At 44.8% G+C, this 13024-nt stretch carries 10 protein-coding genes and 1 pseudogene; 6 read left to right on the forward strand and 5 right to left on the reverse strand.

What is annotated here, in order from left to right:
• The 3 genes and pseudogenes from ACQEXT_RS18720 to ACQEXT_RS18730 all read left to right on the forward strand — a co-directional run.
• Positions 1-266, forward strand: a pseudogene (locus ACQEXT_RS18720) (hypothetical protein); the annotation flags it as partial.
• An 8-nt stretch (positions 267-274) separates the two neighbouring features.
• Complete coding sequence (locus tag ACQEXT_RS18725) at positions 275-1264, forward strand: ABC transporter ATP-binding protein (protein ID WP_426953194.1); 990 nt, start codon at positions 275-277, stop codon at positions 1262-1264.
• A gap of 3 nt (positions 1265-1267) precedes the next feature.
• Positions 1268-3064, forward strand: coding sequence for an aminopeptidase P family protein (locus tag ACQEXT_RS18730; RefSeq protein WP_426953174.1), 1797 nt, complete (start codon positions 1268-1270; stop codon positions 3062-3064).
• Between the two features lie 141 nt (positions 3065-3205).
• On the opposite strand, the gene ACQEXT_RS18735 is transcribed toward ACQEXT_RS18730, so the two are convergent.
• The 4 genes from ACQEXT_RS18735 to ACQEXT_RS18750 form a co-directional block, all read right to left on the reverse strand.
• Positions 3206-3445 carry a YdcH family protein gene (locus tag ACQEXT_RS18735; protein ID WP_138970845.1) on the reverse strand — a complete coding sequence of 80 codons (240 nt, stop codon included), beginning with the start codon at positions 3443-3445 and terminating at the stop codon, positions 3206-3208.
• 135 nt (positions 3446-3580) lie between these two features.
• Complete coding sequence (locus ACQEXT_RS18740; protein ID WP_426953175.1) at positions 3581-4534, reverse strand: LysR family transcriptional regulator; 954 nt, start codon at positions 4532-4534, stop codon at positions 3581-3583.
• 9 nt (positions 4535-4543) lie between these two features.
• Entirely contained in the window at positions 4544-5002 is a 459-nt protein-coding gene (locus tag ACQEXT_RS18745; protein ID WP_331417223.1) for a YaiI/YqxD family protein, read from the reverse strand.
• Positions 5003-5292: 290 nt separating this feature from the next.
• Positions 5293-5913, reverse strand: coding sequence for a LysE family translocator (locus ACQEXT_RS18750; RefSeq protein ID WP_138970842.1), 621 nt, complete (start codon positions 5911-5913; stop codon positions 5293-5295).
• Positions 5914-6360: 447 nt separating this feature from the next.
• Between ACQEXT_RS18750 and ACQEXT_RS18755 the strand changes: the two genes are divergently transcribed.
• A complete protein-coding gene (locus ACQEXT_RS18755) occupies positions 6361-7665 on the forward strand; it encodes a dicarboxylate/amino acid:cation symporter (RefSeq protein WP_426953176.1) in 1305 nt (434 codons plus the stop codon).
• A 73-nt stretch (positions 7666-7738) separates the two neighbouring features.
• Here ACQEXT_RS18755 and ACQEXT_RS18760 read toward each other — a convergent pair whose 3' ends face one another.
• Positions 7739-9757 carry an alkyl/aryl-sulfatase gene (locus ACQEXT_RS18760; protein WP_426953177.1) on the reverse strand — a complete coding sequence of 673 codons (2019 nt, stop codon included), beginning with the start codon at positions 9755-9757 and terminating at the stop codon, positions 7739-7741.
• Positions 9758-9878: 121 nt separating this feature from the next.
• Here ACQEXT_RS18760 and ACQEXT_RS18765 point away from each other — a divergent pair, with 121 nt between their 5' ends.
• Together ACQEXT_RS18765 and ACQEXT_RS18770 are read left to right on the forward strand one after the other, a co-directional pair.
• Positions 9879-10781 carry a LysR family transcriptional regulator gene (locus tag ACQEXT_RS18765; protein ID WP_138970841.1) on the forward strand — a complete coding sequence of 301 codons (903 nt, stop codon included), beginning with the start codon at positions 9879-9881 and terminating at the stop codon, positions 10779-10781.
• Positions 10782-11224: 443 nt separating this feature from the next.
• On the forward strand, positions 11225-13015 hold the full coding sequence (locus ACQEXT_RS18770) for a leukocidin family pore-forming toxin (RefSeq protein ID WP_426953178.1): 1791 nt from the start codon (positions 11225-11227) through the stop codon (positions 13013-13015).
• Positions 13016-13024: the final 9 nt, after the last annotated feature.

Consider the following 13024-nt stretch of genomic DNA (forward strand, 5'->3'; position numbering starts at 1 on the left):
GGCTACGACGATTGATGGGTGTAGCCGATCAGATCGTAGCTTCTAGATTTAGTTCCATCGATTTAGGCAACAAAGCCACCATTCCTGGCAATCCACCCAGCGCACTGCTCAATGCAAAAGGATGTCCATTTAAAGAGCGGTGTGCAGATTACCGACCAGAATGCAGTGCTTCTGTGCCAGCATTTCGTTCACTGACCCGCAGTCAAGGTCTGGCATGCCATGTTCACGCACCCAGCAGCATCACATCGATCGCGCGTTCAGCTTAGGAGGAATGATGAACAAACCTGACATACTGCTCTCAGCGCGAGAGCTGAAAGTACACTTCGCGATCAACAAACACATCTTGCCAAGTAAGCGTAAAGTGGTAAAAGCCGTTGATGGCATCGATCTCGATGTTTACCGCGGAGAAACCTTAGGTATCGTTGGCGAATCAGGGTGTGGAAAGTCGACACTGGCACGTGCTCTGTTACGATTGATCGAGCCGACAGGCGGCGAGCTTTATTGGAAAAGCGAAAATATGCGCCATTTTGGCAAACACCAGCTCTCTAAACGACGCCGTGAATTCCAGATGGTATTTCAAGATCCCTCCGCCTGTCTCAATCCTCGCCTGACAATATCCGAGTGTATTGCCGAACCGCTATTGACTCACGAACCACAATTGAGTCGCAAAGAGGTTGAAAGTCGTGTGATTGCAATGATGGACAGAGTGGGTCTGCTTGCCAGCCAGCGTAACCGCTATCCACATGAGTTTTCGGGCGGACAATGTCAACGCGTCGGCATCGCACGTGCTCTGATCCTAAAACCTGATCTGGTGGTGTGTGATGAACCCGTCAGTGCACTTGACGTCTCAATTCAAGCTCAGGTAATCAACCTGCTTGATGATCTTAAACAAGAGATGGGGCTCACTCTCGTCATGATTGCCCATGACCTCAGCGTAGTACGCCATATCAGCGACCGCGTTATGGTGATGTATCTCGGCAAGCCGATGGAAGTCGGACGTTATGACAAAGTCTTCGACGATGCCCAGCACCCTTACACTAAAGCGCTCTTATCCGCTGTACCAATCGCTAACCCTACACTGGCGCGTCATCGTGATATCCAATTGTTGCCAGGCGATCTACCGTCACCTATCAATCCACCGAGTGGCTGCGTTTTCCGTACCCGTTGTCCAAGTGCAACCGACCTTTGTGGGCAACAAATGCCAACACGAAGCGGTCAGCCTGAACACCATATTTTCTGTACCCATACTCTATTAGGAAGTTGAATTATGACTTTACACTCTGTTCCTCAGCGACTCTCCGCCCTGCGTCAAGGCATGGTCGAGCATCATTACGATGCCTATATTGTGACCAATAATGATCCACATGCCAGTGAATACTCCGCTGACTATTGGTTGGCAAGGCAGTGGATCTCCGGTTTTACTGGTTCAGCTGGTGATGTTGTCGTTACCCGAGATGGCGGTGGTCTTTGGACTGATGGACGTTACTACATACAAGGTGCCGAGCAACTGCAAGGCTCTGGACTGGAACTGTTTAAAGCACGTCTGCCAGAAACACCAACCATTCCCCAATGGTTAGCGCAAACTCTGCCACAGAATGCCATTGTTGGCGTAGATGGCCGCAGTATCAGTAAACAATTCTATGACGAATTGAAGAAAGCGTTCGCCGACAAAGCAATCCAGGTGGTGCTCGAAAACGATCTACTCTCACCCATCTGGGAAGATAGACCCACTCGACCAAAGGCATGTCTGTTTAATCATCCGGTCAGTGTCGCAGGGTTAACCGCAAGCGAGAAAATAGCTCAGCTTCGCCAATACCTGACCAAGGAAAACGCCGACGCATTGCTCATTTCTACCCTTGATGATGTCATGTGGACACTTAACGTTCGTGGCGCAGATACCGCATATTGTCCTATTTCAGAAGGGTATCTGTTGATTGATAAGCAGAACTGCCGTCTGTTTATCGATAATGACAAACTGACGCCAGAGGTAGTGGGTACACTAAACGAACATCAGGTTCATATTCATGAGTATCAACATCTTATTACCGCATTAAATCTACTCTCAAACCGGACTCAGTTGATCTATACAGCCAAAAACACCGACAGTTTACTGATTAGCCAGCTCAAGCCAGAGCTTGATCTGATCAATCGCGCCTGTCCTGTCACCGACATGAAATCACAAAAAAACACCACTGAACTGGCGAATATGGAAGAGACATTGCGCCGAGACGGAGTTGCAGTCGTCAAGTTTATGAAGTGGCTTGATGAGCAAGTACCTAGCGGCTTAGTGACGGAACTTAACGCGGAGCAGGCACTAATGGGCTACCGCAAACAAATTGATGGCTATTTAGGTGAGAGTTTCAGAACCATCGCTGGATTTGCAGAGCATGGGGCGAAAATGCACTATGCCGCCGATGAGACAAGTTGCTATAACGTTGATGAACGTCACTTCTTATTGGTGGATTCTGGTGGTCAGTACCTAGGTGGAACCACAGATATTACGCGTACCTTTCACTTCGGTACGCCAAACGAACGTGAGAAATTTGATTACACCTTGGTGCTAAAAGCGGTGATTCGACTAAGCCAAACTCGCTTTATGCGAGGTTCAACAGGTTCCAACCTCGATATTATGGCTCGCGGTGTGCTGTGGCAGCATGGTATCGACTATAAATGTGGCACTGGTCATGGTGTCGGCATGTGCCTTAATGTCCATGAAGGTCCACAAAACTTCTCACAAAATCCTGCGGAAGTCGTACTTAAACCCGGTATGGTGATCACCAATGAACCAGGAATCTATCGTGAAGGTATCCATGGTGTGAGGATTGAAAACATCATGAAGGTGGTTGAAGTAGAAAGTAACGAGTTCGGCACTTTCTACGGCTTTGAAACCATTACGCTTGCGCCAATTGCAACTAACGCCATTAACAAGTCCATGTTGGATGCCAGCGAAATCGAATGGCTAAACCACTACCACCAGCAGTGCTGGCGGCAGTTGTCGGTTGATCTCGCCGATGATGAACAGGCATGGCTAAAACGAGCGACTCAACCGATATTTTCACGATAACCATAATATTCACTTAATATACGAAACATAGATGAATTGCATGCACAACGAATAATTCGTCAAGGCGACTCCATTGAAACATAACAGAATTCAATAACCACAAAGGCCCGATAAGGGCCTTTGTTATAAGCATTCATTATGTCACTGATTTATTAGGTATTGATGAAGGCGATCTTTCATCTCAGCTCGGTTGTGCTTCATGAGATGCATCTCTTCATCACTAATGGGCGAGTCACGCATCTCCAGCTTTCGAATATCTTTGTCGAGAGCATTGTATTCTCTCATCAATTCTGCGAACTCCAGACTCTCTTTTGCTAATGCTTGTATTGTTTGCTTATGTTGTGGAAATTCCTTAAGTAGTGAGTGATCTTCACCGAGCATAGATAACACCTCCTTTTTCGAGAATAAAACAACTGGTTATTTTTTAACCATAGCAGTTAATGGAATTGATTTATGCGATCTCCCGCACTGAGTAGCAGGAAAAATGGTCTGGCTCAATGCCCCCCCCTACTAACCTCATTGCTTTTGATAAAAGTGAGCAAAGTTAGGAATATACTGCTCCCATATTGGCGGTTTTCCTATATGGGCTTCAACTGCCGAGATAAATGCTTTGACCAATGCCGTTTGTTTACGGTGAGGATAGAGGGCATACAAAGCGAGATCTCCATTGCACAGCGTATACTGTGTGAGGAGAGGGCGTAGCTTCATCTCGACAATCGACCGATTGAGGTTGGAAGACGATATGGTCGCATACCCTAATCCATCCTGTACCGCCGCTATGAGAGTTGCCACGTCATTTACCTTACAGTTTCCCTTCATCTTGTAGTTGAGAAATGTTTCCCCACCCGGCTGTTCACTGAGTCTCATCGTATCAACGATCAATGAACGATTACTGTAAACAACAGAAGGTAGCTTAACCAATTCATCCGGAGTTTTCGGCTGCCCATAACGTTCAATAAACGTATCTGATGCTAAGATAACCGCTCTGATATCAGCAATTTTCCTCGCAATCAGGCTCGAGTCATCCAATCTTCCTAAACGAAATGCGACATCAAAGTGGTCAGAAATAATGTCGGAACGCTTATCATCAAGCAGCAGCTCAATCTCGACATCAGGATAATTTTTAAGAAACTGGGTAATCACAGGTTGAAGATGATTCTGTCCAATATGGAGAGGAGCCGTTACGCGAATGCGCCCCTTTGGTTGTGCATGGTAAGAATCCGCTATCGACTGTACGTGATGCAACGTGCCAACCAAATTCCGTGCTTGCTCTAAGATCTCTTCACCCGCAGGAGTCAGTGAGAAAGAGCGTGTCGAACGGTTGAGCAACTGCACACCCAGTTCTATCTCTAGTTTCTTGATTTGTTTGGATAGTGATGAGTTATCCATATCATTCAACGCCGCAGCCTTAGCAAACGAGCCCTGCTGCACGACATCAATAAACAGAGAGAGTTGATTAACCAGTGCCATCTCAGCGCCTTACTTTTGCGAACGTTGCCATTGCACTAACCACTTGTCCAAATGGTTAGCGAACTGCTGGCGATCAGCCTGACTAAGCGGCGCAGGGCCTCCCGTCTGAATACCACTGCTACGCATGGTTTCCATAAAGTCACGAATATTAAGGCGTGACTTTATGTTCTCTTTGGTAAACATTTCACCGCGAGAACTCAATGCATGACCACCTTTGGTAATAATCTCGTCTGCAAGAGGAATATCGCTGGTGATCACTAAGTCACCGACTTGGCAGCGCTTAACAATTTCGTTGTCTGCGACATCAAAACCAGGTTGTACTTGCAACATAGTCACTTTCGGCGACGCTGGGGTGCGGATAAATTGGTTAGCAACTAAAGTCACCTCGACACCAGTCCTCTGAGAGGCTCGAAATAAAACATCACGAACCACGACCGGACACGCATCTGCATCTACCCAAATCTTCATCAAACTCGATTCCTTAATCTTCTCTAATTAACGCAATCATTAGACCGCAATTTGTTGAAGCATAATAGCGTTATTTAAAGCGTACAGCAGTTCCAGTATCGAAACTAACCTTACTCCCTGCAAATCTTTTTGACTAGAAAGCCCGACAGGCAAACAACCCCATTGCGTTTCGCGCGAGTTGACCCACAAACACGCCAATACGCTCAAAGTAAAAAGCCCCTGAGAGAGGGAGCTACTCAGGGGCTGGTAATCGGTTCACTCGCATTCACCTAAGTGGGAAAGACGCATCGTTAACTGACAAACAACCACACGCCAACTCCCATCATCAATGTTCCGGCAATTCTGTTCATTAAACGGACATTTTGAGAGTGACCCAGTAAGCGTTTCAATCCTTTTCCACCCGTGGCATATAGCGTCATGCAGATAAATTCAAACACTAAGATAATCGAGACGAGTACCACAAGTTGTGGCATGAGATCGGCTTTTTGATCGATAAATGGTGGTAGAAGAGAGATCATAAAAGCCCAACCTTTGGGATTCGCAATAGCAGTGACAAATCCTTGAATCACCAAGTCCCAATCACTTTGTGGTACCGCAGCCTGCTGTTCCAGATTGATCGCGAGTTTGCCTCTTGAACGCCACATCTGGATGCCAAGATAAAGTAGATAACCACCACCAATAAATTTCAGTGCAACGAACAACCAAGGATAGTTGAGCATAACCGCAGCAATACCGACCACCGCCGCTATCGCCACTAATCCAACGCCCACCAGTTCACCCGCCATCATCCACAAGGCTCGTCGGTAACCGATACTCATACCTAATGTTAGAGCAAGCGTCATGCACATCCCCGGAGTAATGGAGACAAAGAAAAAAGTCGGAATAAACATTCCCAGCAAAGCAGTATTCATAGAACCTAGATCGTGAGTAGTAGTAATGCGATCTAACATAATGCAATGTACAGCCAAACACCATACACCGACATAAGCAATAGAGGCACAGAATGTCCCTATCAGTACGAGAAGCGACGTATCGAAAATTACGACTCTAACTGAATAACTCCTGACTATATATGCACTTTTCGACCAACCCTATGACTATATGCATTTGGATTCTCACGTAATGAGAAAGGATTCTATTTTAACAGCTAGGATTTTCAGTGTTAATTTTGCGATTTTATAGATAATAACTTTGCACAATTTAGTTAACACACCGTTAAACACCACAAAAAAGCAGTGACAGCGGTCACATCTACACATCCCCTCCACTATTTTGCTTTCTTATTTTTTCATTCGCCTGCTAACCTCCTGCTCGCCTTGAAATGAACTCAGGGTGCATAACTATAAGGAGTGTTCTCTATGAATACCAAGAAGCCAATGTCGTTAACCAGCCGTGTTATTCTCGGTATGGTAGCGGGTATCTTGACAGGATTTGCGATTCGCAGCCTATTTGCTGACAACGGATTTGTCGATGCATATATTGTTAATGGATTATTTGAAGTCGGTGGACAGATCTTTGTCGCCAGCTTAAAAATGCTTGTTGTACCACTGGTGTTTGTTTCACTGGTTTGCGGTACTAGCTCATTAAAAGACCTTTCTACTTTGGGTCGTATGGGAGGCAAAACCCTTGCTTTCTATATCGCAACCACGGCAGTTGCTATCACATTAGCACTGACTATGGGTAACCTATTCCAACCGGGTGCAGGCGCTGACCTAACAGCGGCAAGCTCATTCAAATCTGCTGAAGCTCCGTCGCTTGGTCAGGTGATCATTGATATGTTCCCGACTAACCCAATTAGCGCAATGGCTGAAGGTAAAACACTTCAGGTCATCGTGTTTGCCGTGCTATTCGGTATTGCGATCAGTGCAGCAGGTAAACCAGGTGAACGCATCGCTTCATTTTTCTCTGATTTGAATGACGTGATCATGAAGCTGGTTGCGATTCTGATGAATCTGGCACCATACGGTGTATTCTTCCTGATGGCGAAGCTGTTTACAGGTCTGGGCTTAAGTGCAATTGTTAACCTTGCAGAGTACTTCCTCGTACTGGCTGGCACGCTACTTTTGCATGGTTTGGTGACTTACAGCCTGATGCTGAAAGGCTTTACTGGTCTTAGCCCAATCACCTTCCTTAAGAAGATGGAAGACGCAATTATGTTCGCTTTCTCGACGGCGTCTTCAAATGCAACGATTCCAGTGACAATGGAAACGGCTAAGAACCGCATGGGTGTTGAGAACCGTGTGTCATCGTTTACCGTACCATTAGGTGCAACGGTGAACATGGACGGTACTGCAATCATGCAAGGTGTTGCGACTGCATTTATCGCACAGGCGTTCAACATTGACCTGACGATGGGTGATTACCTGATGGTGATCCTCACAGCAACCCTAGCCTCTATCGGCACGGCAGGTGTTCCAGGCGTTGGTCTAGTTATGCTAGCAATGGTACTAAACCAAGTAGGTCTACCGCTGGAAGGTATCGCACTGATCATGGGTGTTGACCGTCTACTCGATATGATTCGTACTGCTGTTAACATCACTGGTGACAGTGCCGTGACTATTATTGTTGCTAAGTCTGAAGGTGCACTGGACGAATCTCGCTTCAACGACCCAATGGCAGGTGCGGCTGAAGAAGAAGTTCACTTAAAACGCTCTGAAGCTTAATCGCTAACCCGCGTCAGACAAACTAAAACGCCTCGATATCACTATCGAGGCGTTTTTTATTTATCGACCTACATTACTTGGTTGGCATTGGCAGAATTTCAAACATGCCGTCAAAGTCATCTAAGGAAGCCGTCAGTTGATTAATCAGGTCCGCATTACCATTGATTTTCACTTTGCCAGACTTCAACAATTGATCGAGAGATGCTTTCCCCAACACCATTTCTGTCATGTCAGTCTTATTGATCACTAACTCTACATCCGTGTTTGGCATCGTCTCAACGGCGATGTTCGCCATATTTGAGTTCGATACTTCGCCAAAATAACGCTCATTGATGTCTGGATGGTGGATACCAAAGCTAAAGTCCAACCCTGCCTGCTCTGCTTTTTCTGCATTCAGTCGCACCGCTAAAAAGTCGAGGAACATACCGGTTGGTGTATTGGCAATCACATCTGCTGAGGCCAGTTTAATCGAAGGTTGTACTTTACCGGTTCTTAACTCTACAGCACCTTGCAGATACGAGTTGCGCCATGCCATTGTCTCTGATTGATAGCCTTGTTGTTCAAAGCTATCTGCAAGCGCAAAACGGTAATTAATGTTATCCGGCTGACACTGCACCAAGTCATTAAACAATTGTGACGCTTGCTGGTATTCACCTTTGCTGTAGTGTGCCTGACCTGCTTTGTACAACGTGTCAGCGCCTGCGGCGGCTACATAAACACAAGACTTGTCCTTAGTTTGCAACGGATTGGTGTTCACTGGGTTCATGTCGTGATAGCCAAGATACAAATTCACCACAGCACGAGCGTTGTGACTGTATGAACCGTGGTAACCATTGGTGTGCCAAGTTTGTAACTGGGACTCTGGAATGATCTTTTCTATTTCACGCCCTACGTCATGAATCTTCACACCATGGTTTGCCAAACGCATCGCCTGATTATGGATAAAGCCATAATTGTCACGCTGAAGCGTCATGTAGTCCGAGATCTCATTGTTCTCCGTATTCGCTTCATTCCACACTGGCGCTGAGTGTGCCGCATGAATATTATCGACCAATCCGCTATCAACATAACGCAGTTTTAGCTCAGTAAGATATTTAGTCCATACTAAGGCATCACGAACTTTAGCCCCTCGGAATGTGTAGATATTGTGCATACCGTCATAAGTGAGTTCTGCTGTGTTTAGGGAACGATATTTGGGAACGTAAAGCACAATTTCAGCTGGTGCTTCCGCACCGGGCATATTGATCGCGTGAAGTTCAAGGCCATCAATAGTAATGACTTTCTCACGTTCTGAGATTTCTTGGGTTGGTGCAACCAAAGTCACTTCTCCGCGCGAAGTGCCCAAGCCAAGAGCATTATCAACAATACCCTGAGGGTTGTTATCTAAAGTGGTACCGTATTGGTAGTTAGCACGGCGACTCATCGCGGTACCCGCTATCACATTTTCATCTGCCAGCTCTTTAATAAAGTCGTTTGGTGCATAGATCGGCGCACCTTCAATGAAATCACCAGACTCTATGATGCCTCGAGAGCCGCCAAAATGGTCAGCGTGCATATGCGAATAGATCATACCGGTAATCTTGTGTTCACCATTGACCTTTGGCAGATGCATTTTGGCAAATTCCCATGAGGCAGCGGCGGCTTGCTTGGATAACAAAGGATCATGAATAACATAGCCATTATCAGTGCGGTAGATAGTCATGTTGGACAGATCCGCGCCTCGGACTTGGTAGACACCATCCGTCACTTGATACAGACCACCAGCCGCATAGTTGAGCATCCCCTGACGCCAAATAGACGGGTTTACCGTTGCTGGCAGTTGTTCAAGATTCATCTCCGCCATGTAATCAAAGCGCTTTTTTAACTCGCCAGCCTGATGACTACCAAATTCCGCAATAAGACCTTTCTTGGTGCGCTCAAATGCTGATACATCTTGCCAAGGCAGTTGTTTAGCAAGTTCTTGGTTTGCACTCTTAGTATGCTCAGTCGCAGGGTTGCCTTGGTACGTTTCTAAACTGGCATAGTCAGCCAGAGCAGAGTGTGAAACGATAAGTGCCAATGAAATCGCTGAGGGTAAAAAACGTCGAGTCATAGGGAGCCTCATAGTGTCTCGTTATTGGGTACAAATGTACTTTATTCAATTGACACATCTAAATACATGCATGTAACTTTATTTGAAACATCGCATTTTGTTATGTATTGAAGGAACCAGAATGAGCAATGACAACATTGACCTCAATTTGCTGAAAATATTCATTACCGTTTATCAACAGCGTTCGATTACTCTTGCCGCTGAGGTATTGGGATTAACCCAGCCAGGTGTTAGTGGTGTCTTGAAACGTTTGCAGAAACAACTCGGCGTTCAACTGTTTGTTCGAGCTGGTCGCGGAATTGCGCCTACCCATCAGGCACAAGAGTTAGTGCGCCAAATTGAACCTGCGCTGAGTCAGATTCATAACGCGATACAAGGTATTGAAGCATTTTCTACCGAGCATTCACGTCGTTTTGTGGTCTACACAACAGAGCCCATCATGCTTACCTTACTGCCGAAAATCGATGCGGATAAGGAACTGGGGAACGTTGAAATCGAACTACATCCAACCTTGTCGAGTGAAGAGAAACTGATCAACAACCTCAATCGACAACAAGCCGATCTCGCGATTGATTTTGCCAACTACTCTGCCCCTTCATTCTTTTCTGAGTTCTTGTTTGACGATCAAATCTGCATCATTGCCCGCCGGGGACATCCAAGGATTAATAAGTCAGTCGATCTCCGACAATTTTACGAAGAGAAGCACGTTACACTAAAGATGAGAAGGGAACAGGCTTACCTCGCCGACTATTTCACCGAAGAGTCAATTGGTGAGAGACGAGTTGCTGCGGAGTGCGACTCGCTAGTGTCGCAGATGACCATGATTTCCAACAGTGACTGCCTCGCCGCTGTGGTTAAAAGCCTTGCCAACCAGTTTGCAGATAGACTCGATTTACAAGTTATGGATGCACCTTTCACCAGTATCCCTGTCAAATATCGCTTAATGGCCCACAATCGAATGAAATTCAATCCAGCCAACCAATGGCTACGTAATAAACTCAAATCCTACTTCATTAGCGGGTAAATATTTCTTACACAAGGAATATCCTGACAATAATAATGGAACCGACCCATAAAAATAGAGGTTTAACTAATTTATACTTCACTAACTTAGTAATTGTCTTTATTTAAATTAAATGAAGGTTTTTTTACAACACTCGTTCAAATATCACCACATTTAACTGTATACATTCATCATCCCAAGAAGGGATAAGCAATGAAACGACTGAAATTTAACAAATATTTAACTTAGATACTGAGCCAACATAATTAACAATTAGGTTATCAATATTAGCTAGCCATGTATCAATACTGCCTACGTGGTTATCTAATAACGACTTAATAGCCTTCTGTTTATTTTCCTTATCACTGGGCACTATCATTTATTTTATTAATTGAGATAGAAAACACAATTGTAGGAAAAAACAGAATTAATTAGCACAATGATTACATAGAGGTGTTTTTGTGATGCCGAGAAATAAAACACTCAATGCTATAGCTATCCTTGCAAGCTTAGCTTTTATTAACACTGCGCAAGCGAACATTAACGAACCGCAAGGCAGAGCTGTCCAGATGCTTAGTAGCCTTCAAGATAGCAGCCAAGTGAGATATTTTAATGCGGATTATTGGCTCACCAATGAGAACAATATCCCATCCATGAAGACAGTTAATGATGACATTTTAAATCAAAATCATCGCTATCTTGTCGATTTCAGCATGATTGAAGACGAGGAGCAAAAACAACAAGCGAAATCAATGTTGAGGCAACAAATTGGCTTAACTTTTGACAGTGACTTTCTCATAGTCAGTAGATACAAAGGGAAGTTAATGTTCTCTCCTGTCGATAGTGAAGATGATCCTAACGTGAGTAATTTGGAACTGAGTACTGAGACCGATACGTCTTCATTCGCTCGGTCGGAAAACACTGCGGCTCTTCCACACGTAGCATTTTATTTAAACGTCAATCGACGGATAACATTCGATGAATGTCGATTTCAAAAATCCCGACTTTTTGGTTCACCCAACTCTAAAAAGTACCTTTGTAGTTATCCTAATATATCTTTGATTTATCGAGTTAGTCTCGCACGTTCATTGCAATATGGTACAACAGGTTCAGCAACTCCCGACGCAAAAATCGTTCGTATTAGCTTAGATGACGAATCGTCCGGCGCTGGAATTAACCTAAACAATAAACTCGATACTCATAGGACATATAATCGGACGTCAGCTACGTCAAATGCTTACGACACAGAATGGGTAACCGACGCTATCGCTGAAGATTATCGATTCACATTTAATGCTTCGAATAGCAAAGCGCAGGTATTAAAAACATTCCCCAGATCCAACATCAACTCACAATATGAAGTAAGAGAAGTATCTGGTTTCGAACTGGGGATATCCGGCAACTTAGAAAACGCTAAGAGAAAACTAGAAGCTAAAGCGAGTTATAATCAGAGCCGTTGGCTAACCTTTAACACGTCCGATTATCGTGTTGAACGTAACACCAATGGGCCAAGAAACATAACTTTCAAGTGGAACCGAGAGCAATTTCGGACCGCAGCCTCTTTGATGAACAAACGAACCGATACAGTGTTTGTATGGGATAGATATCCTGTTGATCTCAACCGTATAAGCCCGATTTCGTACTCAGGTTTTGTCCCAAAAATGGATGTTATCTATAAAGCCAATGCAAACGAGACAGGAACCACACGCTTTACAATTGAGTCTTCGGTCAACATGCGTCCATTCTATCACGGGCGTTATTACCACTATTACTTCTTTGGTAATCACTTTTCCTACCATAGTTTTGAAGACACTCCACGCCGAAGAGTTGGTGTTAACACCAGCTTCACCGTCGATTGGACACACCCTGTATTTACGGGAGGTCGACCTGTCAATCTACAACTTGCGAGTTTTAATAACCGATGTATTCAAACGAGTAGCAACGGTACGCTAAGCACGCGCAATTGTCTTTCTAATAGTGCTCAACAATCATTTATCTATGATCAGTTTGGTCGCTACGTGAGCACAACCAACAAGAAATGTCTCGACGGAGAGTCACTGGGTAGATTGCAGCCCTGTGCGATGAAATTAAGCCAGCGCTGGGAGTGGTTAGAAAACAGTGACAACCTGAACAATGTCTTTTTTGACCAAAAGCTTGGACACGATAAAACCACAGGTAATCTCGGTTTATATAACTATGACGACTCACAAGTCAGTGTAAGGACGATGACTTCTTTTACCAACCTCTTTAACTAATATTTCGCC

Origin of the sequence: Vibrio sp. TRT 29B02, assembly GCF_050113655.1 — a bacterium.
Taxonomy (GTDB): domain Bacteria; phylum Pseudomonadota; class Gammaproteobacteria; order Enterobacterales; family Vibrionaceae; genus Vibrio.

Excerpts from the sequence above, each read along its gene's own strand:
- ACQEXT_RS18765 (WP_138970841.1), top strand. The coding sequence starts at position 9,879 with ATGAGCAATGACAACATTGACCTCAATTTGCTGAAAATATTCATTACC.
- ACQEXT_RS18755 (WP_426953176.1), top strand. The coding sequence starts at position 6,361 with ATGAATACCAAGAAGCCAATGTCGTTAACCAGCCGTGTTATTCTCGGT.
- ACQEXT_RS18740 (WP_426953175.1), bottom strand. The coding sequence starts at position 4,534 with ATGGCACTGGTTAATCAACTCTCTCTGTTTATTGATGTCGTGCAGCAG.
- ACQEXT_RS18750 (WP_138970842.1), bottom strand. The coding sequence starts at position 5,913 with ATGAATACTGCTTTGCTGGGAATGTTTATTCCGACTTTTTTCTTTGTC.
- ACQEXT_RS18760 (WP_426953177.1), bottom strand. The coding sequence starts at position 9,757 with ATGACTCGACGTTTTTTACCCTCAGCGATTTCATTGGCACTTATCGTT.
- ACQEXT_RS18730 (WP_426953174.1), top strand. The coding sequence starts at position 1,268 with ATGACTTTACACTCTGTTCCTCAGCGACTCTCCGCCCTGCGTCAAGGC.
- ACQEXT_RS18745 (WP_331417223.1), bottom strand. The coding sequence starts at position 5,002 with ATGAAGATTTGGGTAGATGCAGATGCGTGTCCGGTCGTGGTTCGTGAT.
- ACQEXT_RS18770 (WP_426953178.1), top strand. The coding sequence starts at position 11,225 with ATGCCGAGAAATAAAACACTCAATGCTATAGCTATCCTTGCAAGCTTA.
- ACQEXT_RS18735 (WP_138970845.1), bottom strand. The coding sequence starts at position 3,445 with ATGCTCGGTGAAGATCACTCACTACTTAAGGAATTTCCACAACATAAG.
- ACQEXT_RS18725 (WP_426953194.1), top strand. The coding sequence starts at position 275 with ATGAACAAACCTGACATACTGCTCTCAGCGCGAGAGCTGAAAGTACAC.